This is a genomic window from Burkholderia arboris (assembly GCF_902499125.1).
GTDB lineage: Bacteria > Pseudomonadota > Gammaproteobacteria > Burkholderiales > Burkholderiaceae > Burkholderia > Burkholderia arboris.
In genome coordinates this window covers 1-22,231 of record NZ_CABVPX010000047.1, presented here as the reverse complement: position 1 = coordinate 22,231, position 22,231 = coordinate 1, and the positions used below count along the sequence as shown (strand labels likewise).

General features: G+C 66.4%; 19 protein-coding genes. 4 read left to right on the top strand and 15 right to left on the bottom strand.

What is annotated here, in order from left to right; translation table 11 throughout:
* Positions 1 to 34: 34 nt before the first annotated feature.
* The 5 genes from BLA15945_RS35120 to BLA15945_RS35100 all read right to left on the bottom strand — a co-directional run bounded on the left by BLA15945_RS35120 (position 35) and on the right by BLA15945_RS35100 (position 5,317).
* Positions 35 to 1,450 (bottom strand): DUF2957 domain-containing protein, encoded by a 1,416-nt coding sequence (locus tag BLA15945_RS35120; RefSeq protein WP_059232640.1) that lies wholly within the window; start codon positions 1,448 to 1,450, stop codon positions 35 to 37.
* A gap of 434 nt (positions 1,451 to 1,884) precedes the next feature.
* The gene (gene argC, locus BLA15945_RS35115; RefSeq protein WP_174994517.1) at positions 1,885 to 2,835 is read right to left on the bottom strand and encodes an N-acetyl-gamma-glutamyl-phosphate reductase; all 951 of its coding nucleotides are present in this window, start codon (positions 2,833 to 2,835) and stop codon (positions 1,885 to 1,887) included.
* A 163-nt stretch (positions 2,836 to 2,998) separates the two neighbouring features.
* A complete protein-coding gene (locus BLA15945_RS35110) occupies positions 2,999 to 3,571 on the bottom strand; it encodes a flavodoxin family protein (RefSeq protein WP_059232638.1) in 573 nt (190 codons plus the stop codon).
* 210 nt (positions 3,572 to 3,781) lie between these two features.
* Complete coding sequence (locus BLA15945_RS35105; protein WP_174994516.1) at positions 3,782 to 4,378, bottom strand: YbhB/YbcL family Raf kinase inhibitor-like protein; 597 nt, start codon at positions 4,376 to 4,378, stop codon at positions 3,782 to 3,784.
* Between the two features lie 252 nt (positions 4,379 to 4,630).
* Entirely contained in the window at positions 4,631 to 5,317 is a 687-nt protein-coding gene (locus tag BLA15945_RS35100) for an orotate phosphoribosyltransferase (RefSeq protein WP_059232636.1), read from the bottom strand.
* Positions 5,318 to 5,777: 460 nt separating this feature from the next.
* On the opposite strand from BLA15945_RS35100, the gene BLA15945_RS35095 reads away from it, so the two are divergent.
* Positions 5,778 to 8,048 carry an NADP-dependent malic enzyme gene (locus BLA15945_RS35095; RefSeq protein WP_059232635.1) on the top strand — a complete coding sequence of 757 codons (2,271 nt, stop codon included), beginning with the start codon at positions 5,778 to 5,780 and terminating at the stop codon, positions 8,046 to 8,048.
* Positions 8,049 to 8,196: 148 nt separating this feature from the next.
* Here the strand turns inward: BLA15945_RS35095 and BLA15945_RS35090 are convergent, their stop codons facing one another.
* Positions 8,197 to 11,787 (bottom strand): indolepyruvate ferredoxin oxidoreductase family protein, encoded by a 3,591-nt coding sequence (locus BLA15945_RS35090; protein ID WP_174994515.1) that lies wholly within the window; start codon positions 11,785 to 11,787, stop codon positions 8,197 to 8,199.
* 330 nt (positions 11,788 to 12,117) lie between these two features.
* Here BLA15945_RS35090 and BLA15945_RS35085 point away from each other — a divergent pair, with 330 nt between their 5' ends.
* Complete coding sequence (locus tag BLA15945_RS35085; protein ID WP_174994514.1) at positions 12,118 to 12,312, top strand: hypothetical protein; 195 nt, start codon at positions 12,118 to 12,120, stop codon at positions 12,310 to 12,312.
* A 133-nt stretch (positions 12,313 to 12,445) separates the two neighbouring features.
* Here the strand turns inward: BLA15945_RS35085 and hppD are convergent, their stop codons facing one another.
* Positions 12,446 to 13,543: a 4-hydroxyphenylpyruvate dioxygenase gene (gene hppD / locus BLA15945_RS35080; RefSeq protein ID WP_059232632.1), complete on the bottom strand. Its 1,098-nt coding sequence runs from the start codon at positions 13,541 to 13,543 to the stop codon at positions 12,446 to 12,448.
* 203 nt (positions 13,544 to 13,746) lie between these two features.
* Between hppD and BLA15945_RS35075 the strand changes: the two genes are divergently transcribed.
* The gene (locus BLA15945_RS35075; protein WP_059528294.1) at positions 13,747 to 14,271 is read left to right on the top strand and encodes an Lrp/AsnC family transcriptional regulator; all 525 of its coding nucleotides are present in this window, start codon (positions 13,747 to 13,749) and stop codon (positions 14,269 to 14,271) included.
* Between the two features lie 56 nt (positions 14,272 to 14,327).
* On the opposite strand, the gene BLA15945_RS35070 is transcribed toward BLA15945_RS35075, so the two are convergent.
* From BLA15945_RS35070 to paaA, 8 genes are all read right to left on the bottom strand, one after another.
* Positions 14,328 to 14,975, bottom strand: a complete 648-nt coding sequence (locus BLA15945_RS35070; RefSeq protein ID WP_059232630.1) for a GNAT family N-acetyltransferase — start codon at positions 14,973 to 14,975, stop codon at positions 14,328 to 14,330.
* Between the two features lie 234 nt (positions 14,976 to 15,209).
* Entirely contained in the window at positions 15,210 to 15,815 is a 606-nt protein-coding gene (locus BLA15945_RS35065; RefSeq protein WP_006482923.1) for a TetR/AcrR family transcriptional regulator, read from the bottom strand.
* A 16-nt stretch (positions 15,816 to 15,831) separates the two neighbouring features.
* Positions 15,832 to 16,656, bottom strand: a complete 825-nt coding sequence (locus tag BLA15945_RS35060; protein ID WP_059232629.1) for a DUF1835 domain-containing protein — start codon at positions 16,654 to 16,656, stop codon at positions 15,832 to 15,834.
* 128 nt (positions 16,657 to 16,784) lie between these two features.
* Positions 16,785 to 17,873: a 1,2-phenylacetyl-CoA epoxidase subunit PaaE gene (gene paaE / locus BLA15945_RS35055; protein ID WP_059232628.1), complete on the bottom strand. Its 1,089-nt coding sequence runs from the start codon at positions 17,871 to 17,873 to the stop codon at positions 16,785 to 16,787.
* 2 nt (positions 17,874 to 17,875) lie between these two features.
* Positions 17,876 to 18,439 carry a 1,2-phenylacetyl-CoA epoxidase subunit PaaD gene (gene paaD, locus BLA15945_RS35050; RefSeq protein ID WP_174994513.1) on the bottom strand — a complete coding sequence of 188 codons (564 nt, stop codon included), beginning with the start codon at positions 18,437 to 18,439 and terminating at the stop codon, positions 17,876 to 17,878.
* 25 nt (positions 18,440 to 18,464) lie between these two features.
* The gene (gene paaC, locus BLA15945_RS35045) at positions 18,465 to 19,268 is read right to left on the bottom strand and encodes a 1,2-phenylacetyl-CoA epoxidase subunit PaaC (RefSeq protein WP_059232626.1); all 804 of its coding nucleotides are present in this window, start codon (positions 19,266 to 19,268) and stop codon (positions 18,465 to 18,467) included.
* A gap of 10 nt (positions 19,269 to 19,278) precedes the next feature.
* A complete protein-coding gene (gene paaB / locus BLA15945_RS35040) occupies positions 19,279 to 19,563 on the bottom strand; it encodes a 1,2-phenylacetyl-CoA epoxidase subunit PaaB (protein WP_034188015.1) in 285 nt (94 codons plus the stop codon).
* 36 nt (positions 19,564 to 19,599) lie between these two features.
* A complete protein-coding gene (paaA, locus tag BLA15945_RS35035) occupies positions 19,600 to 20,598 on the bottom strand; it encodes a 1,2-phenylacetyl-CoA epoxidase subunit PaaA (RefSeq protein ID WP_059232625.1) in 999 nt (332 codons plus the stop codon).
* 199 nt (positions 20,599 to 20,797) lie between these two features.
* Here paaA and BLA15945_RS35030 point away from each other — a divergent pair, with 199 nt between their 5' ends.
* Positions 20,798 to 22,063, top strand: coding sequence for an SGNH/GDSL hydrolase family protein (locus BLA15945_RS35030; protein ID WP_174994512.1), 1,266 nt, complete (start codon positions 20,798 to 20,800; stop codon positions 22,061 to 22,063).
* The last annotated feature ends 168 nt before the right edge of the window (positions 22,064 to 22,231 follow it).

The following is a 22,231-nucleotide window of genomic DNA, read 5'->3' as shown; positions in this document are numbered from 1 at the left end:
GGCGGCGCATCGTTCGCCGCCGCGTCCTCGACCGTTACTTGCTGATCTGTGCGCCCACGCCGAAGTACGGTGTCGACGAAGTCGTCGAGTTCGCCGACGTCGACGTGACGCCGCCGTTCACCGTGCCCTGGATCAGCGCCGCATAAAGCCCGCCCGTCGCGATCACTACGCCCGATGCCGCCGTGCCGCTCTTCGGTATCGTCGTCGCGTTCAGCAGGCCCGGCGTCGTCTGGCCGTAGTCGAGCGTGAAGCCGTCTTCCTCGGCCTGCGTGGTCGGGTTGATGAACGACGCGTTGCTGCCGCGGATCAGCGCAGCCGTGTACTTGAAGTTCGAGTCCGCGCCCGCGTAGCCGCCGTCGACCGCACCCGACTGGATCGCCGTCGCCGCGCCGAGCACCGCGATGCCCGATTCGTCGTCGACCTTTGCGTCGGCATGCAGCGGCGCCGTGCCGAGGTTCACGTCGCCCGTGCGCACGATCACCGGCACCGTCGCGCCGTTGAGCTGGCCGATCACCATGTGCGCGGTCGCCGACTTGCCGGTCGTGCCGATGAGCGGCAGCGACGTCTGCGGCAGGATCTGCGGTGCCTGCGTGCTGTTGAGATAGCCGCCCGCGGCATTCACCGTCCACGGATTGCCGGTCGTCTGGCAGCTGCCGGAGGTCGACGTGCACGCACCGTTCGCGTCGAACGTCTCGCTCGAGTTGACGCCCTTCGTCGCATAGTTGCCCGACGGCACGAGGTGATAGAGCAGCGCGTTGTACGTGCCCGGCAGCTTCGTGAGGTCGGTCGTCGTGTTCGCGAAGCCGAGGAACGGGTAGAAATCGAAGTGGCGGTTCGGCACCTGACCGACGTTCTTGTACAGCGTGACCGGGCCGAGGGCGATCGTCAGTCCATCGAACTGAACCGTCGCACCGGGAATGCCGCCGCCCGCGACGCCCATGCCGACCAGCAGCATCGGCGGGTTCGCCGGGTTGAAGTCGGCGGCGGTCGAATACGTCGAGCCGTTCGGCGCGGTACCCGTGCCCGGCGTGAGCACGAACGCGCAGCGCGTCTGTTCGGCGGTCGGCAGCGTGCCGGTCGGCGGATGCATGACCTTGCCGGCGATCGTCGTGCCGACGCGGCTCGGCGTGACCGTGCCGGTCGCGAGCGGAATCGGCGATTCGAGCCACTTGAGCGTGTACGTCATCGCGACCGCGTCGATGTTGACGCTGACGATCTCGCCGCTACCTGCGCCGCCGAGATACGTGCTCTTCACGATGTCGGCATCGGCCGGGCACAGCGCGCCGTTGACGGGCTGCGACGGCGGCGGCCCTTGCGTGCCGCAACTCGATCCGGAACATTGGGGCGCATTGATCGGCGCGGGTGCGCCGCCGTCCCCTCCACCACATGCAACCAGGAAAGGGGCAATGGCAAAGGCCGTTGCCACCCCCTTCGATAAGGCGTGCGACATGCCGCTGTCTCCAATCGTTTAATTGTGCGAGCTAATGTCGCCGCCTTGATTTTTGCTGTCAATTGATGAACCCGTCTAAAAAAGGCGATTGAAACGGGAATCGTGTTTTGAATCCTTGCCGGATAAGGCATTCGGTAAGAATTTAAACGTACGGCAGGCGGCCGGAAGCTGCCGGAGTGGGGGATGTGCGACGCCCGGCACGCTCTCGGAGCGCCTTCCTGCGTATAACGGCAGCGTTTAAAGCGACGGTATCCGGTTTATCCCTATTCGGGATTCACTGGATAAAGGAGGGGGGGATTAATTCACTGGTAATCGCGCAATGGAAAGCTTGTAAATAATTGTAAATACGCGATGCGGCCTTTTTTATATATTGCCTGATACGGGTAAATAAAAAGCCGGCCAGTGGCCGGCTTTGCATTGCATGCGATGCTGAATCAGCGTTTGAGACCTGCGTCCTCGGCCGCGCCGATGCTCAGGTTCATGCACTGGATCGCGGCGCCCGATGCACCCTTGCCGAGGTTGTCGAGGCGCGCGACCGTGACGAAGCGCTCGGCGTTGCCGAACACGAACAGGTCGACACGGTTCGTATCGTTGTTCGCCTGCACGTCGAAAAAACCGCCGTCGAGGTTCGCGTCCGCGTCGAACGGGGCGACGCGCACGAAGGCTTCGTCCGCGTAGTACTCGGCGAACACGCGCTGCACGTCCTGCGGCGTTGCGCGCTTCGCGAGCTGCTCGGGCGTGAAGTAGGTCGTCACCGCGAGCCCCTTCAGGAACGGGCCGACGATCGGCGTGAAGATCGGTGCGTTCGCGAGGCCCGTGTGTGCGGCCATTTCCGGCAGGTGCTTGTGCGTGAGGCCGAGCGCATACGGACGCGGGCTCGCGAGCTTGCCGCCCGGCGCCGCATTCTCGTAGTCGGCGATCATTGACTTGCCGCCGCCGCTGTAGCCGGTGATCGAGTAGCTGTGCGCGGCGAACGTCGGCGCGACGATGCCGGCATCGACGAGCGGACGCATCGCGAGCACGAACGCCGATGCGTGGCAGCCCGGCACCGCGATGCGCTTCGACGTACGAATCTTCTCGCGTTGTGCGCGGGTCAGCTCCGGCAGGCCGTAGGCCCAGTCGGCGCTCGTGCGGAACGCGGTGCTCGCGTCGATCAGGATCGTGTTCGGGTTCTCGACGAGCGAGGCGGATTCGCGCGACGCGACATCCGGCAGGCACAGGAACGTGACGTCCGACGCGTTGATCAGGCGGCGGCGCTCTTCGACGTCCTTGCGCTTCGCTTCATCGATGCGCAGGATCTCGATGTCGCTGCGTGCCGACAGGTATTCGAAGATCTTGAGGCCGGTCGTGCCTTCCTGGCCGTCGACAAAAACTTTGGTGCTCATTTCGCTCTCACTGAATGAAACGCGGGCCCGCGCCCGGAAACCGCCATTTTAAGACGTCATCCGGCGGGCCTGCACCGCGCGGGGCGAAAAAAAGGACGGCCGGCGGGCCGTCTTGTGTCCCTTTGACGCCCGCCGGTGCGAGCGCGCGGGCGCAGGGGCCGGCTCAGCGGGCGCCGGCGTCCCAGCGTGCGGCTGCTTCGGCCACGCGCCGGCCGAACGCCTTGCCGGTCTCGAGATCGCCCGGCAGCGGGCCTTCGTCGGGCGTCGCATCGGCCGGCGATTGCGCGAGCAGGCCCGTGGAGCCGCCGAGGTAGTTGATGTCGTTGCGCGTGGCCGCCTTCGAGTTGGCCGGCATCAGGCTCGTGCCGACCCACACCATCCCATGCTGCATCGCGAGCGTGACGAAATATTGAATCGTCGAGAACTTGTCGCCGTTCATCGTCGCGGAGTTCGTGAAGCCCGCGGCGATCTTGTCCTTCCACTTCTGCGTGAACCACGCTTTCGACGTGGCGTCGGCGAATTGCTTGAACTGCGCCGACGGGCCGCCCATGTAGGTCGGCGCGCCGAAGACGATCGCGTCGGCCGCGTCGAGCGCGGCCCAGCCTGCGTCGTCGAGGTCGCCGACGGCGATCAGGCGCACGTTCGCGCCGGCGTCCTGCGCGCCGGCATGCACGGCCTCGGCCAGTTTCTGCGTGTGACCGTAGCCGCTGTGATAGACGATGACGATGTTCGACATGAAGCGTTCTCCGGAAAGGGACGGGAACGGCGGACCGCAGGCTCGCCGCGTCACGCGTCGCCGGCGGGCGGCGCGACGGATGCGCGGCGGGGGATGCCGCGACCGGTGACGACGAGTCTAGCAAGCCGAAATGACGGGACAACGTGCGCGTGAGACGCACTGAAATTCGCTGCGGCCGGCAATCGCGGCGGCCCAGCCGCCCGGCGCCCGCTATTGCCCGTACGTGACCGTGAGTTGCGCGGTGCCGATCGCGAGCGTGCCGATCTCGTGTTCGAACATCGGCGCGGGGCGGCCCTGCGACACGCGCAGGTCGGTGCCTTTCAGCGCGTAGACGGTGATCACGTAGCGGTGCGGCTTGCCGGGTGGCGGGCACGGGCCGCCGTAGCCATCGATTCCGAAGTCGTTGCGCGCCTCGCTCGCGCCGATGCGCCGCAGGAAGCCGGATGCGCTCGCGTCGGCGGGCAGGCTCGTCACGGTGGCCGGGATACCCGCGACGGCCCAGTGCCACCAGCCGTGCCCGGGCGCGTCGGGATCGAAGAGCGTGACCGCGTAGCCGCGCGTGCCGGGCGGCGGGTTGTGCCAGGTGAGCTGCGGCGAGCGGTTCGCGCCCTTGCAGTCGCCGCGGTCGAATACGTTCGCGGCACGTACGCGAGCGCCGGGCGTCAGGTCGTCGCTCGTCACGGTGAACGGGCCTTCTGCATGCGCGGGCAGCGCCGCGAAGACGGCGGCGCAGAGGAAAACGAAGCGGAGGAACGGAGACGGGCGACCCGATGGCGCAGGCAGAGTGATCCGGCAATCCACTCGCATATGGCGCTTCTCCCGTCACGTGGGCCGGGCCGATGCTCCCGGCGTGGTTGGCGTTGTGCGTTGCCCGTGCCGCTGATGGCGGCGATGGATCAAGTCTAGCATTAGGGTTCGATGAGCGATGCACGCCGCAACCCGCGATTGCGCTCGGTCATCGCGCGGCCGGGCCGAGGCCCGGCGGACGAAAAAAAAGCCGCCTGCGATGAAGCAGGCGGCTTTTTCAGCCAGGACGCCGGCCTGCGGGCCGGCGCGGCGTCAATCCTTCGGGGACGTCGCGCCGCCGTGCGCCGCCGACCACTCGGCCGGTGCGTGCAGGAATTTCTCGACTTCGTCGAGCGTCTTCGTCTCGAAGTAGCCCGAAGCCTTCGCGACGCGCAGCACGTCCCACCACGTCGCCAGCGCATGCAGGTCGACGTCGATGTCCTTCAGGACCGACACGCTTTCCTTGAAGATGTCGTAGTGGAACAGCACGAAGCAGTGGTTCACCGTCGCGCCTGCGGTGCGCAGCGCGTTGACGAAGTTGATCTTGCTGCGGCTGTCGGTCGTCAGGTCTTCCACCAGCAGCACGCGCGAGCCTTCTTCCAGATGGCCTTCGATCTGCGCGTTGCGGCCGAAACCCTTCGGCTTTTTGCGCACGTACTGCATCGGCACCATCATCCGGTCCGCGATCCAGGCCGCGAACGGGATGCCGGCCGTCTCGCCACCCGCCACCGCGTCGATCTGCTCGAAGCCGATGTCGCGCGTGATCGTCGTTTCCGCCATTTCCATCAGCGCCCGGCGCACGCGCGGGTACGAGATCAGCTTGCGGCAGTCGATATAGACGGGGCTTGCCCAGCCGGACGTGAAGATGAACGGTTTTTCGGCGTTGAAGTGCACCGCCTGCACTTCGAGCAGGATTTTGGCGGTCGTATCCGAGATCGACTGACGATCGTAGCCTGTCATGGGCATTCCTTGGGTGTTGAGCGAGGAGCGGGCGCGGGCCCGGTGGCGCAGCAAGGGGAACCTGCCCAGGGGGCGGGGGCGCGATCGGAGGGCCAATCGCATCGCTGCGCGCGTAGCCCGCTATTTTACCCGATTCAGGCCGGTTTTCGGCGGAATTCGCGCAGGTTCGCCGTGCCGCTCACCACCGGCGAAACAAACGGGGCGCGACCAACCCGACGCTGATGCCAAGGATGCGGCGCTGCACCAACGGACGTCATTTAGGGGGTGTACACTAGGCGACCCTTAGAAATCGTTCAGTACTTTGTACTTTCCTCTTGCCACCCGCCAAGGTTCGATGGCGTGCCGACCCGGCGCGTCGCGTGCCGTCTCGCAGTCGACCATCCCCTCGATCCAAGCAGACGCGGCCGAAGGTGCTGTGTACTGAGCCGTCAATATTTCGCATGTCTCTCGCAGGTCAATCATGGACGAACAACTGAAGCAGGCCGCTCTCGCTTATCACCTGAACCCGAAACCCGGCAAGATTTCGGTCACCCCGACCAAGCCGCTGTCGAACCAGCTCGATCTGTCGCTCGCGTATTCGCCGGGCGTTGCCGCTGCGTGCGAAGCGATCCACGCCGATCCGCTCGACGCGCAGAAGTACACGTCGCGCGGCAACCTCGTCGGCGTCATCACGAACGGCACGGCCGTGCTGGGCCTCGGCAACATCGGCCCGCTTGCCGCGAAGCCGGTGATGGAAGGCAAGGGCTGCCTCTTCAAGAAATTCGCGGGCATCGACGTGTTCGACATCGAACTGTCGGAGTCCGACCCCGACAAGCTGGTCGAGGCGATCGCGATGCTCGAGCCGACGCTCGGCGGCATCAACCTCGAGGACATCAAGGCGCCGGAGTGCTTCTACATCGAGCAGAAGCTGCGCGAGCGCATGAAGATCCCCGTCTTCCACGATGACCAGCACGGCACCGCGATCATCGCGTCGGCCGCGATCCTGAACGGCCTGAAGGTCGTCGGCAAGCAGCTGTCCGAAGTGAAGCTCGTGTGCTCGGGCGCCGGCGCCGCGGCCATCGCGTGTCTGGACCTGCTGGTGAACCTCGGCCTGACGAAGTCGAACATCCTCGTCGCCGATTCGAAGGGCGTGATCTACGAAGGGCGCGGCAACCTCGATCCGTCGAAGCAGCGCTATGCGGCGACCACCGACGCACGCACGCTCGCCGACGCGATCGTCGGCGCGGACGTGTTCCTCGGCTGCTCGAGCGCGGGCGTGCTGAAGCAGGACATGGTCAAGACGATGGGCGACAAGCCGCTGATCCTGGCGCTCGCGAACCCGGAACCGGAAATCCGCCCGGAAGACGCGAAGGCCGTGCGCCCGGACGCGATCGTCGCGACCGGCCGTTCGGACTACCCGAACCAGGTCAACAACGTGCTGTGCTTCCCGTTCATCTTCCGCGGCGCGCTCGACGTCGGCGCGACGACGATCACGGAAGAAATGAAGCTCGCGTGCGTGCGCGCGATCGCCGAACTGGCCCAGGAAACCGACCAGAGCGAAGAAGTCGCGAAGGCGTATGAAGGCCACTCGCTCGAATTCGGGCCGGACTACCTGATTCCGAAGCCGTTCGATCCGCGCCTGATCATCAAGATCGCGCCGGCCGTCGCGCAAGCCGCGATGGATTCGGGCGTCGCCACGCGCCCGATCCAGGACATGGACGCGTACCGCGAGCAGCTCGGCGCGACCGTCTACCGCACCGGCATGGTGATGCGCCCGGTGTTCGCGACCGCGAAGCAGAAGCAGGCCCGCATCGTGTTCGCCGAGGGCGAGGACGAGCGCGTGCTGCGCGCCGCGCAGTTCGTGCTGCAGGAAAAGATCGCGAAGCCGATCATCGTCGGCCGTCCGTCGGTCGTCGACATGCGCCTGCAGAAGATCGGCTCGAAGCTGAAGGCCGGCACCGATTTCGAAATCGTCGATCCGGAAGACGATGCACGCTACCACCGCTACTGGCAGGCGTATCAGGAGATCGGCGCGCGTGACGGCGTGACGCCGGAAGTCGCGAAGGCCGCGATGCGCAAGTTCAACACGCTGATCGGCGCGATGCTCGTGCACCTGGGCGATGCGGACGGGATGATCTGCGGGATGATCGACACGTTCCACAGCCACCTGAAGTTCATCGAGCAGGTGCTGGGCCGCGCGAAGGGCGCCGAGCACTTCGCCGCGATGAACCTGCTGATGCTGCCGGGCCGCAACCTGTTCGTGTGCGACACGTACGTGAACGAACTGCCGAGCGCCGAACAGCTCGCCGACATGACGATCCAGGCTGCGGCCGAGATCGAGCGCTTCGGCATCGCGCCGAAGGCCGCGCTGCTGTCGAACTCGAACTTCGGCAGCGCGCCGTCGGCGTCGTCGCGCCGGATGGCCGAGGCCCGCAAGCTGATCGTCGAACGTGCGCCGAACCTGGAAGTCGACGGTGAAATGCACGGCGACGCGGCGCTGTCGGAAGTGATCCGCAAGCAGGCGTTCCCGGGCACGACGCTGTCGGGCGAAGCGAACCTGCTGATCATGCCGAACGTCGAAGCGGCGAACATCGCGTACAACCTGCTGAAGATGGTCGGCGGCGAAGGCGTGACGGTCGGCCCGTTCCTGCTCGGCGCAGCGAAGCCGGTCCACATCCTGACGCCGGCTGCGACCGTGCGCCGGATCATCAACATGACGGCCGTTGCCGCCGCGAACGTGAACACGAAGTAAGTCCACGCCCGCGTGCGCCGCGCTCAAGGCGCGGCGCAATGAAAAACGCCACGGAACCTGCGTTCCGTGGCGTTTTTTTTCGCATGAATCGTAACGGGCGGCGCGGGCGGGGCGTCCTGGCCGCGAACGCCTCGCCCGCCGCGTGCCGTTACGCGACCTGCTGGTGCGACTGGCCGCCCGCCGGGGAACGCCACTTCGCGAGCAGCGTGTCCCACTTCAGGCGTACCGCGCGCAGGTTGTTCTCCTTCACGTGGCCGTAGCCGCGAATGCCGTCCGGCAGCGCCGCGAGCTCGAGCGCGAGCGGGCGGTTGGCCGCGTTCAGCTTGGCCATCACCTCGCCGATCAGCGCTTCGTACTCGCCGATCAGTGCGCGCTCGGTGCGACGCTCGTCGGTGCGGCCGAACGGGTCGAGCCCGGTGCCGCGCAGGAACTTCGCCTTCGCGAGCAGCCGGAACGCCGACATCATCCACGGGCCGTACGCCTTCTTCACGAGATGGCCGTGGGCGTCCGTCTTCGCGAACAGCGGCGGTGCGAGGTGGAATTTCAGCTTCCAGTCGCCTTCGAACTGCGCGGTCAGGCGCGCGAGGAACGCGGGGTCGGACTGCAGCCGTGCGACCTCGTATTCGTCCTTGTACGCCATCAGCTTGAACAGGTTGCGCGCGACCGCTTCGGTCAGTTGCTCCTGCACCGTATCGCCGTCCGCCAGCGCGCGCTCGGCGGCGCGCACCTTGTCGACGAACGCCGCATAGCGCGATGCGTACGCGGCGTTCTGGTACGCAGTGAGGAATTCCACGCGTTTCGCGATCAACGCGTCGACCGCCTTCTTCGTGTGCAGCGCGATTACCGTCGCGCCTTGCGCGGGGCGTGCGTCGCCAGCCGCGGCCTGCTTCACGCTGGCCAGGTCGTACGCGGCGCGGCGGCCCCAGTCGAACGCCGCGCGGTTCTTCTCGACCGACACCGCATTCAGCTCGATCGCGCGTTCGAGCGACACGAGCGTGAGCGGCAGCCAGCCTTTCTGCCACGCGTAGCCGAGCACGAACGGGTTCGTGTAGATCGCGTCGCCGAGCAGCGCGACCGCGAATCGGTTCGCGTCGATGAAGTCGACGGCAACGCCCGCTGCCGCGCGGATGTCGTTCTCCGCGGACAGACCCGGGAACGCCCAGTTCGGGTTCTTGATGAACTCGGCGGTCGGCGTCTGCGCGCTGTTGACGACCACGCGCGTCGTGTCGTGCCGCATCCGCGACGTGCACTCGTCGCCTGCCGTAACGAGCGCGTCGCAGCCGATCACGAGGTCGGCTTCGCCCATCGCGATCCGCGTCGCATGGATGTCGGTCGGCGCGTGCGAGATCTGCACGTGGCTCATCACCGCGCCGCCTTTCTGCGCGAGGCCGGTGACGTCGAGCACGGTCACGCCCTTGTTTTCCAGGTGCGCGGCCATCCCGAGCAGCGCGCCGATCGTGACGACGCCCGTGCCGCCGACGCCGGTGACGAGCACGCCGTACGCGCGGTCGATGTCCGGCAGCGTCGGTTCCGGCATCGGCGGCAGCGCGTTGCCGTCGACCGACACGGCCTTCGGCTTCTTCAGCTGGCCGCCCTCGACCGTGACGAAGCTCGGGCAGAAGCCCTTCACGCACGAGAAGTCCTTGTTGCAGCTCGACTGGTTGATCTGGCGCTTCGTGCCGAATTCGGTTTCCAGCGGCTCGACCGACAGGCAGTTCGATTGCACCGAGCAGTCGCCGCAGCCTTCGCACACCGCGTCGTTGATCACGACGCGCTTGGCCGGATCCGGATACGTGCCGCGTTTGCGGCGGCGACGCTTCTCGGTTGCGCAGGTCTGGTCGTAGATCAGGATCGTCGTGCCTTCGATCTCGCGCAGCTCGCGCTGCACGTCGTCGAGCTGGTCGCGGTGATGGATCGTCACGCCCGGCGCGAGCAGCGCTTTCTGGCTGTCGTACTTCTCCGGCTCGTCGGTGACGATCACGATCTTCTTCGCGCCTTCGGACGCGAGCTGGTGCGTGATCTGCGGCACCGTCAGCACGCCGTCGACCGGCTGGCCGCCCGTCATCGCGACGGCGTCGTTGTAGAGAATCTTGTAGGTGATGTTCGCCTTCGACGAAATCGCCGCGCGCACGGCCAGCAGGCCCGAGTGGAAGTAGGTGCCGTCGCCGAGGTTCGCGAACACGTGCTTCTCGTCCGTGAACGGCGCCTGGCCGATCCACGGTACGCCTTCGCCGCCCATCTGGCTGAAGGTGCTCGTGCTGCGGTCCATCCACACGGTCATGTAGTGGCAGCCGATGCCGGCGATCGCGCGCGAGCCTTCCGGTACGTTGGTCGACGTGTTGTGCGGGCAGCCCGAGCAGAACCACGGCTTGCGCTCGGTCTGCACGTGCGGCTTCGCGAGCGCCATTTCCTTCGCGTTGATCACCGCGAGCCGCGCGGCGATGCGCGCGCGCACGTCGGACGGCAGCTCGAACTTCTCGAGGCGCGTCGCAATCGCCTTCGCGATGATCGCGGGCGACAGTTCGTAGTGCGCGGGCAGCAGCCAGTTGCCCATCGGCACCGACCATTCGCCGCCGGCACCGTCTTTCTCGTCGAACTTGCCGAACACGCGCGGCCGCTGGCCGTCCGGCCAGTTGTACAGCTCTTCCTTGATCGCGTATTCGAGGATCTGGCGCTTTTCCTCGACGACCAGGATTTCGTCGAGGCCGCGCGCAAATGCCTGCGCGCCCTGCGCTTCGAGCGGCCACACGCAGCCGACCTTGTAGAGCCGGATGCCGATCCGCGCGCAGGTTTCGTCGTCGAGGCCGAGGTCGGTCAGCGCCTGGCGCACGTCGAGGTACGCCTTGCCGCCCGTCATGATCCCGAAGCGCGCGTTCGGCGAATCGATCTCGATCCGGTCGAGCTTGTTCGCGCGCACATAGGCGAGCGCCGCGTACCACTTGTAGTCGAGCAGCCGTGCTTCCTGCACGAGCGGCGGGTCGGGCCAGCGGATGTTCAGCCCGCCCTCCGGCACGATGAAGTCGGTCGGCAGCACGATCTCGGTGCGATGCGGGTCGATGTCGACCGACGCCGACGATTCGACGACGTCCGTCACGCACTTGAGCGCGACCCACAGGCCCGAATAACGGCTCATCGCCCAGCCGTGCAGGCCGAAATCGAGATATTCCTGCACGTTGGACGGGAACAGCACGGGCAGCCCGCAGGCCTTGAAGATGTGTTCGGACTGGTGCGCGAGGGTCGACGATTTCGCCGCGTGGTCGTCGCCGGCGAGCACCAGCACGCCGCCGTGCTGCGACGAGCCGGCCGAGTTCGCGTGCTTGAAGACGTCGCCGGTGCGGTCGACGCCCGGGCCCTTGCCGTACCACATGCCGAACACGCCGTCGTGCTTCGCGCCTGGGTACAGGTTCACCTGCTGCGAGCCCCACACGGCGGTGGCGGCTAGATCTTCGTTGAGACCGGGCTGGAAGACGATCTGGTGGGCGGCCAGGTGCTGCTTGGCCTTCCAGAGCGACAGATCGAGGCCGCCGAGCGGCGAGCCGCGGTAGCCGGAGATGAAACCGGCCGTATTGAGACCGGCGGCGCGGTCGCGTTCCTGCTGGAGCATCGGCAGGCGCACGAGGGCCTGGATGCCGCTCATGTACGCGCGACCGCGTTCCAGTGTGTATTTGTCATCTAGCGTGACGGACTTCAGCGCGGCTTCTAGCGACGCGCGTTGGCCTGCGTCTAGCGGGGCATTCATTAACTGTCTCCTCCACCCAGTTTGGGATCACCAAAACTCGACTGCTTCGGGCGTCTTGTGGACGCGTCGGCAGTGGCCGGCATATTCGCCGGTTTTAAGCGATGGTAGCACTGGGGCAAACCCGCCGCCCATCGGTTGGAATCCGGGTCAAATTGCGGCGGCGCACCAGAAAACAGGGCGTGATGATGCGTTACATCATGTAAAAGCATGTAAAGCCGCGTCCATCTGCGGGCAATTGCCGTTAATCTTGTCGGCCTGCCGGAGGTGCCCGGTCGCGTTGGTTCGTTTCGACGCAATCGGGGAGGCGCCGGCAGTTTTACAGGAGGTGCAATGAACACACGTCATATCCAGAGTTTCCTGATCGTGTCCGCCGCGTTTTTCGCGATGACCGGCCCGGTGCGCGCGCAAGGTGCGAGCGCACTGGCGGCAGCCGGCGCGCAGATGCGTCAGATCGTGCCGGCCCAGGACGCCGTCGCGCAGCCGTCGGCCGTGCGGTCCGCCGCGTCGAAGGCGAACGCGCGTTGATCCGGTCGCGCGGCCAGCAGGCCGCGCCGGAATGAAAAAAGGGCGGGAATCCTCGGATTCCCGCCCTTTTTCGTTGTACCGCACGGATGATGCGGCCGGCCCGGTTGCCCGCGGCGGCCGCTGGCCGGATGCGTCAGGCCTTGTCCTGCACGACGCCGCGGCGGATCTGGTCGAGTTCGATCGATTCGAACAGTGCCTTGAAGTTGCCTTCGCCGAAGCCCTGGTTGCCCTTGCGCTGGATGATCTCGAAGAAGATCGGCCCGATCTGGTTCTCGGTGAAGATCTGCAGCAGCAGGTCGTCCTGCGCGCCGTCGATCAGGATCTTGCGCTTCTTCAGCTCGTCCAGCGATTCGCCGTGGTTCGGCACGCGGCGGTCGACCAGCTCGTAATACGTGTCGATCGTGTCGAGCAGCTTCACTTCCTTGCCGCGCAGGCCGTCGACCGCCCGGTAGATGTCGCTCGCGCCGAGCGCGATGTGCTGGATGCCTTCGCCGTGATACGCGTCGAGGTATTCCTGGATCTGGCCGGCCGTTTCCGAGCCTTCCTCGTTGATCGGGATGCGGATCTTGCCGCACGGCGACGTCATCGCCTTCGACTTCACGCCCGTCACCTTGCCTTCGATGTCGAAGTAGCGCACTTCGCGGAAGTTGAACAGGCGTTCGTAGAACTCGGCCCATTCCTGCATGCGGCCGCGGTGCACGTTGTGCGTCAGGTGGTCGATGTACGTCAGGCCGTGGCCGACCGGGTTCGGGTTCGCGCCGGCGATCGGCTCGAAGTCGACGTCATAGATGCTGATGTCGCCGATCGCGCCCGGCTGCGCACCGTTCTTGCCGCGCCAGCGGTCGACGAAATAGATCAGCGAATCGCCGATGCCCTTGATTGCCGGGATGTTCAGCTCCATCGGGCCCGTCTTGTTGTCGAAGCCCCAGGCGCCGAGGTCGAGCGCGCGCCGGTACGCCTTCGCGGCATCCTGCACGCGGAACGCGATCGCGCAGATCGACGGGCCATGCAGGCGCGCGAAGCGTTGCGCGAACGAATCGGGTTCGGCGTTGATGATGAAGTTGATGTCGCCCTGGCGGTACACCGTCACGTCCTTGTGGCGGTGACGTGCGATCGCGGTGAAACCCATCCGTTCGAACAGTTGTCCGAGCGCTTTCGGGTCCGGTGCCGTGTATTCGATGAATTCGAAGCCGTCGGTGCCGACGGGGTTGTCCCAGTTGGGGATCTGCATGTCGTGTCTCCTGTGCGGGGCGATCGGCCGGGGCGACGTGCGCCTGCCCGACCTGGTTCGATGTCGACGGCCGCGCGTGCGCAGCGAGTCGATGCATGCGACAGAGTGTAGCGGGCGGCCGCGAGCGGAAATTTGCGAATTTAATCGCCAGCCCCTACGATGGCGCAATTTCCAGTCTTGAAATAATCATTGGAGGGCAGAAGATGGCGCAAGCCGAATTGGATGCCATCGACCGGCGAATTCTCGCGATTCTTCAGGAGAACGGGCGCCTGTCGAACCAGGAGATCGCCGAGCGCGTGAACCTGTCGCCGAGCCCGTGCCTGCGGCGGATCCGGCGGCTCGAGGAGATCGGCGTGATCACCGGCTATGTCGCGCTGCTGAACCCGCAGAAACTCGGGCTCGACCTGCTCGCGTACGTGAGCGTGCGGCTCGAAAAGCGCGGCGGCCTCGCGCCGGTGCGGGTCGACGAGACGTCGGCGCGCGCGGGCGCGACCCATGCGGAGCTGTTCCGCGCGGCCGTGCAGACCTGGCCGGAAGTGGTCGCGTGTCACGCGATGACGGGAGACATGGATTACCTGCTGCGCGTGCAGGTGGAGGACATGGCGCATTTCTCCCGCTTCGTGCAGGAGCACCTGCTGCATCACCCGTCGGTGATCGACGTGAAGACGAGCTTCTCGCTGGAATGCTTCAAGGAGACGACGGCGCTGCCGATTCGCTCGGTGCGCTAGCGTGGAGGGGAAGGCAGGGGCCGGGCGCGCCACTGGCGCGGCCCGGCTGGCCGATGTTACGCCGTCAGCGCGGCAGGCATCAGCGATTCGATGAACTTCGTCGTGCGGCGCGTCTGGCGCTTCATCGCGTAATCGAACACCGCGGCCTGTTCCTGCAGCATCTCGGCGATGATCGTCGAGTGGTCGGCCGGTGGCAGCGACAGGTACGCATCGGCTTCGCCGTACGCGTACTCGATCCGCATCCCGGATTTCTTCGCGATGTGCATCATCGTCGCGTTGCGCGACAGGCAATGCATGTACAGCATCGTCACGCGCGTGTTGCGGCTGCGGATCGCCGCGCGCTCGAACAGCTTCGAGCCGACGCCGCGGCCGCGCGCGCTTTCGAGCACCGACACGCCGAATTCGGCCGTACGCTTGTCGCCCTCGGCCGGCAGGTAGGCCAGGTGGCCGACGCCGATCAGTTCGAGGTCGTGGTCGAACACGCCGAACACGGTGTCGCGACCGAAGTCGATCGTGCGGACGTAGTTCTCGACCACGTGGTCAGGCACCATCTGGCCGAAGCGCAGCAGGCGGTCCTCTTCGTCGAGCGAGAGAAAGTGGGTGAGCATCTGCTCACGGTCTTTGGAAGCCAGTTCCCTGACGAGAACCGGCGCACTACCGGCGTTGCCGACGACATCGGCAGTGCCGTTGAATTGCGTGTTCATCGTGGGTTCCTCAATGTGTGACCGTACAGCGGGTTGTGCAATGCAACAGCATTTTACCCGACTGCGGCCCCTCGGATTGGGGAAAACCCGTATCTCGCGTTGAGGATGAATTCTAAACCTGCTTAATTGTCAGGCTATCTATTTGATTTTTAATAGATTTAAAATTCATCATATGAAATGCGCGGCGGGCGGTCGCAGTGTGCCCGTCGCGCAACGCATGCTGCTGCGCGGCAATCAGGCTGCCGTCGACAGCCCGCGCTCGATCAGGTCGATCACCTGCTCGGCGAAGTCGCGGTAGCCGAGACGGCCGCCCGGCTTCAGCCACGTGAAGGTCCAGTTGATCATCCCGAACACCATCATCGTCACCGATGTCTGGTTTTCCTTCGAGATGCGGTCCGGGTACGCGCGGGCGAGCTGCCGCGTGAACGCCGCGACGATGTCGCGCTGGCGGTCGAGCACGATTTCGCGCTGAGCATCCTCGAGATACTTCACGTCGTTGAGCAGCGCGACATGACGGCTGTGCGACGTCTCGTACTCGGCGAGGAACGCGCGCACGAGCTCGGCGAACGCGTCGCGCTCGCTGAGGCCGCGCCGCTGGCTCGCGCCTTCGACCTCGGCGATGATCAGCATCAGCCGTTTCGTGTAGCGGTCGAGCAGGTCGAACAGGATCGCTTCCTTGCTCTCGTAGTAGTGATAGAGGCGTGCCTTCGACGTGCCGCTCGCGGTCGCGAGATCGGACATCGACGTGCTCGGGTAGCTCGTCTGCGCGAATTTCTCGGCGGCCAGATCGAGGATCTGTTCGCGTTGGGATTCGTGATCGGGCGCTCGGGTACGGGCCATGGTCGAATGCGGAAGATTAGCGGTGCGTGGTGGCCGCGCGGGCCGCGCGCACCTGCGTGGAGGAAAGGGCGTCGGGGGTGTCGTCCTGCAGCTCGAGCCGGCCGGCGGCCGCGAGTTCGCGGCAGCGCCACCAGGCGATCGAATCGCTGACGAACAGCCCGCCGCGATCGGCGGCGGCCATGATGCTGCCGACGAGGCGCCGCGCGGGCAGCCAGTCGGTTTCCGCGCGCGCGACGATCAGCGCGTCGAGATCGGCGAAATGGCCGCTCTTGATCGTGTTGCTGACCCAATAACGCAATTCGGCGTTCAGGTGTTTCGCCTCCTGCCATTCGAGCGCGAGGCGGCCGATGCGCAGTACCGAGATCGGCGCGGCCACCGGCCGCTTGCGCGCCAGTTCCGCGGGCGAGAACATCCCGGTCGAGCAGGCCTGGTCGGTGCGCGACAGCGACGCGCGCTGCGCGGTGTCGAGGTCGGCGGCCGACAGCCGCACCTCGTTCAGGCGCTGCGGCACGTTGCGCAGGTGATAGGCGACGCGGCGCAGCAGCAGCTTGTCGCCGACGCTCGGCGCGTGCCACACGACCACCTGGCCCGTATCCATCGCGAGCTGGTCGAGACGCGCGAACTCGCCTTCGATTTCCGCGTTCCAGTCGGGGATCTGGTCGCCGAGCACGTGCTGCCAGAAGGCGGCGCGCGTATCGGGCGTCTCGTCGGCGCCCTTGAGCGGCCCGACGCCGAGATCGTCGAGCAATCCGACGACGTGCTCGTCGCGTCCGGCTTGCGCAAGGGCTTCGCGCAGCGACGCGGCGGCGGTGCCGCCCTGAATCACATGAATGGTACTCATCGGCCTGTCGTCAACAAAAGAAAACCGCCGGCCGGGCGGACGTTGCGACGTCCAGCCGGCCGGCGGCCCCTAGTGTAAGCGAGATGTGTGACGGCGAGAAACCGTCCGGCGCCGCGACGCGATGCCGCTCAACGCTCGTCGTAGCTCACGACGACCTTGTCGCTGATCGGGTGGCACTGGCACGTGAGCACGAAACCGTCCTTCACTTCGTGCTCCTCGAGCGTGTAGTTCTTCTCCATCCGCACTTCGCCTTCGATCACCTTCGCGCGGCACGTGCAGCACACGCCGCCCTTGCACGCGTACGGCAGCGCGAGGCCCGCGCGCAGGCCGACATCGAGCAGGCTCACGCCTTCATACGGCAGGCGCAGCTTGCGCTTCTTGCCGTCGAGCACGATTTCGAGATCCGCGGCCGGTGTCTGGTCGGTGATTTCGACGACCGGCGTGCCGGCTTGCGGCAGCGGCGTGCCGAAACGCTCGACATGCACCTTCGCCGGCGGCACGCCGGCTGCCTTCAGTGCGGCTTCGGCCGCGTCCATCATCGGCGCCGGGCCGCAGATGAACGCTTCGTCGATCGCGTCGGCCGGCGTCAGCGTGTCGAGGAATTCCGCGCATTTCGCCTGGTCGAGCACGCCGTTGAACAACTCGACGTCCTGCAGGTCGTCCGACAGCACGTGATACAGGACGAAGCGGTTCATGTAGCGGTTCTTCAGGTCCTCGAGCTCCTCCGCGAACATGATCGCGTCGACGCTGCGGTTCCCGTAGATCAGCGTGAACGTGCTGCGCGGCTCGAGCTCGAGCGTCGTCTTCACGATCGCGAGCACCGGCGTGATCCCCGAGCCGCCCGAAAACGCGACGTACTGCTTGCCGTGATCGGCGTTCAGGTGTGTGAAGAAGCGGCCGTCCGGCGTCATCACGTCGATCGTGTGGCCGGGCTTCAGCGAGTCGAACGCGAAGTTCGAGAAGCGGCCGCCGCGCACGCGCTTGATGCCGATGCGCAGTTCGCCGTCACGGTCGTAGTCCGTCGTGCCGACGCAGATCGAATACGAGCGGCGCGTTTCCTCGCCGTCGATATGGGTCTTCAGCGTGACGAACTGGCCTTGCGTGAAGCGGTACGCGTCGCGCAGCTCGGGCGGCACGTCGAAGGAGACGGTAACGGCGTCGGCGGTCTCGGGTCGCACGTCGCGGATACGCAGCGGGTGAAATTGCGGGGTCGCCATGGTCAATAAGGTTTGAAGTAGTCGAAGGGTTCGCGGCAGTCGACGCAGCGATACAGTGCCTTGCAGGCCGTGGACGCGAATTGCGCGAGACGCTCGGTGCGGGCGGAGCCGCAGCGTGGGCAGGTGGGCGCCGCGACCGGCCGCGGCACGAAACGCACGACGTTTTCCCGCGGCGCGGCGCTGCCGCACTGGCCGACCGGCGGCGCGATACCGTACGCACGCAACTTGTCGCGCGCTTCCTGCGTGATCCAGTCGGTCGTCCACGCGGGCGCGAGCACCGTTTCGATCCGGTGCGGCGGCAGGTCGGCGGCCTGCAGCGCGGCGGCGATGTCCTCCGCGATCTGCGACATGGCCGGGCAGCCTGAGTAGGTCGGCGTGATGACGACTTCGAGCTGGCCGTCGTCCGCGCGGCGGACATCGCGCAGGATGCCGAGCTCGCGGATCGACACGACCGGGATCTCCGGATCGGGCACGGCTTCCAGCACGTCCCACGCGCGGGCGAGCAGCGGATCGTCGTGGCGCACCGCGGATTCGGCGTGGGCAGGGGCAGCGGTCTGGACGGACATCGTCGGGCTCCGTGGCGTGGGCCGGTTACCAGGTCGCGCCGGGATGCTGGCGCGCGAGGCTCTGCATTTCCGCAAGCAGGTAGCCCATGTGCTCCGAGTGCTCGCCCTGCTTGCCGGTCGTCACGTGCTTCACGGGTGCCGGCGGCGTGAGCGTCGCCTCGGCGAGCGCATCGTCCACGTCCGCGCGCCACGCGGCTTCGAGCGCGGCCGGCGCCGGGCCGATGCCCGGCGCGGCGATCGCGTCGTCGATCGCATCGGCCGCGAAGAATTCGCGCGTGTACGGCATCAGGTAGTCGAGCGCGTCCTGCGCACGGCGGTGCGATGCGTCGGTGCCATCGCCGAGGCGCACGAGCCATTCGCGAGCGTGCTGCACGTGATAGCGGGTTTCCTTCACCGACTTCGCGGCGATCGCGGCGAGCTGCGTGTCGGTCGACGTTTCCAGCGCGCTCCACACGTGCAGCATCAGCGCTGCGTACAGGAAGTTGCGCACGATCGTGACCGCGTAGTCCTTGTCGGCGTGCGCGGTGCCGGCGACCGGGCCGTAGTGCGGCAACTCGGCAAGCGTGAAGTTCGCGAATTCGCGCTCGGTACGGAAGTACGCGTAGTCGTCCTCGGTCTTCGTCGCGCCGTTGAGCTGGCGCTCGAGGTCGGCTGCGTGCGTGTACAGCATGCGCGCCTGGCCGATGAGGTCGAGGCTCATGTTGGTGAGCGCGATGTCTTCCTCGAGGATCGGGCCGTGGCCGCACCATTCGGCGTTGCGCTGACCGAGGATCAGCGCGTTGTCCGCGAGGCGCAGCACGTAGGAGAGGTGTTCGGGCGTGATCGTCATGGCGCGGGCATTACATGTGGTTGACTTCGTCGGGCAGCGTGTAGAACGTCGGGTGACGGTAGATCTTGTCGCCCGCCGGTTCGAACAGTTCGGCCTTCTCGTTCGGGTCCGACGCGGTGATCGCCGACGACGGCACCACCCAGATGCTCACGCCTTCCTGGCGGCGCGTGTAGACGTCGCGCGCCATGCGCAGCGCCATCGTCGCGTCGGCGGCGTGCAGGCTGCCGCAATGCTTGTGGTCGAGGCCCTGCTTGCTGCGCACGAACACTTCCCAGATCGGCCATTCCTTGTTCATCACTTTCTCCTGATTCCTGAATTCGAGTCTTGCCGCTCAGGCGGCGTGCTGTTCGGCGCGGGCCTGGCGCTTCGCTTCGTGCGCGAGCGCGGCTTCGCGCACCCATGCGCCGTCGTCGTGCGCTTTCACGCGGGTCGCGAGGCGTTCCTTGTTGCACGGGCCGTCGCCGTTGACCACGCGCCAGAATTCGTCCCAGTCGATCGTGCCGTAGTCGTGATGGCCGCGCGCTTCGTTCCATTTCAGGTCGGGGTCGGGCAGCGTCACGCCGAGCACCTTCGCCTGGTCGACCGTCGCGTCGACGAATTTCTGGCGCAGGTCGTCGTTCGAGATCCGCTTGATGCCCCATTTCGCGGACTGGCTGCTGTGGACCGAATCGGCGTCGCTCGGGCCGAACATCATCAGCACCGGCCACCACCAGCGGTCCACGGCCTGCTGGACCATCGCGCGCTGCGCATCGCTGCCTTTCATCATCGACAGCAGCGCGTCGAAACCCTGGCGCTGGTGGAACGACTCTTCCTTGCACACGCGGATCATCGCGCGTGCGTACGGGCCGTACGTGCAGCGGCACAGCGGAATCTGGTTCATGATCGCGGCGCCGTCGACGAGCCAGCCGATCACGCCGACGTCGGCCCAGGTCGGCGTCGGGTAGTTGAAGATGCTCGAGTATTTCGCCTTGCCGGCATGCAGCGCGTCGATCAGCGAATCGCGCGACACGCCGAGCGTTTCGGCTGCGCTGTACAGATAGAGGCCGTGGCCGGCTTCGTCCTGGACCTTCGCGAGCAGGATCGCCTTGCGCTTCAGGCTCGGCGCGCGCGAGATCCAGTTGCCTTCCGGCAGCATGCCGACGATTTCCGAATGGGCGTGCTGCGAGATCTGGCGCACCAGCGTCTTGCGGTACGCGTCGGGCATCCAGTCCTGCGGTTCGATCTTGCCGTCGGCCGCCATCACCGCGTCGAACCGCGCCTGCTCGGGCGACTCGGCTGCGGCGTCGAGCGGCGCGACGTTGCCGGGGATGTCGAGGGATTGCGTGTACATGGCGAGGTTCTCGTCCGGTTGAATGTGTGCGAAGTATAAACCAACCGACCGGTCGGTTAATAAATTTCTTGCGGATTTGCAGTGAGGCTCGGGTAAACGAGAGATGTCGGGGCGCGATCGAGCGGGGCCAGCGTGGTCCCGCACGTGAGTCTCGCGTCTTCTGCGGCACAATGCCCGCTTTCCGATGAGGATTTTGCCGATGTCATTCCGAAGCAGTTTCGCCGCGGCCGTGCTGGGTGCGGTCGTTTTCGTGTCGCCGCTTGCTGCGTCGGCCGCGCCGGCCGGATGGGTTGCCGCGTGGGCAACGGCGCTGCAGCCGATTCCCGACCTTGCTGCGCCGCCGCCGCTTTACCGCGCACCTGACGTGGCCGGGCGGACGGTGCGCCAGATCGTCTATCCGGCGGTGTCGGGCCGCGCCGCGCGGATTCGCGTCAGCAATGCATACGGCCGCGCGCCGCTGGTCGTCGAGGCGGCGAGCCTCGCGCGCGCCGGTGAGGGTGCGGCGCTCGCCGGCGGCGCGGCCGTGCCGGTCCGGTTCGGCGGCAAGTCGTCGGTGACGCTCGCGGCAGGGCAGGAGCTCGAAAGCGATCCGGTGGCCATCGACGTGACGTCCGCGCAGCCGTATGCGATCAGCCTCCAGATGGGGCCGAACCAGCGGATGACGGTCTGGCACCGCGTGTCGAACCAGTTCAACTACGTGTCGGCGCCGGGCGATCACGTGAGCGATCCGGGGCCGGCTGCGTTCCGTACCCGTTTTACCCAATATGCCTGGGTGACCGAGCTGGCGGTCGAGGCGGGCCCCGCGCGCGCCAGTGTCGCCGCGATCGGCGATTCGATCACCGACGGCCTGCGCTCCAGCGTGAACCGGAACCGCCGCTGGCCTGACGCGCTCGCGCGCCGGCTGGCGACGTCGGGCGCCGGTTCGATCGGCGTCGTGAATCTGGGTATCAGCGGGAACCGGCTGCTCAGCGATTCCGCGTGCTACGGCACGTCGCTGGCGTCGCGGTTCGAGCGCGATGCGCTGTCGCGTGCGGGCGTGAAGGCGGCGGTCGTGCTGATCGGGATCAACGACATCAACTTCGCGACGATGCCGCCGCGCGCGGGGCTCGATTGCGACCACCCGCATACGCAAGTCACGGCTGCGTCGCTGATCGACGGCTATCGCCGGTTGATCGAGGCGGCGCACCGCCAGGGCGTGAAGGTCTTCGGTGCGACGCTCACGCCGGCTGCGTTGCCGGCCGGCCGCGAGGCGATCCGGCTCGAGGTGAACCGGTGGATCCGGAGCGGTGGCGGGTTCGATGGTGTGGTCGACTTCGATGCGATGCTGCGCGATCCGGCTCGCCCGAGCGTGCTGCAGCGCCGATACGATAGCGGCGACGGCATTCACCCGAGCGACGCCGGCTACGCGGCGATGGCCGACGCGGTGCCGGTCGAGCAACTGCAGGCTGCCGTGGGCGGCAAGTGACACGCCTCTATATATAGAGGGAAGTGTTGCCGGCGGCGAGGAGGTCAGTGGCGTCACGCGGCCCGCCGAGCCCCAAGCCCCCGTGCGCGGCAGCGCACGGGGGCTTTTTCAAATTTCTTCACAAAGGGGCTTGCGTAGATCGGGGCAGATGCTTAGAATCACGCCTCT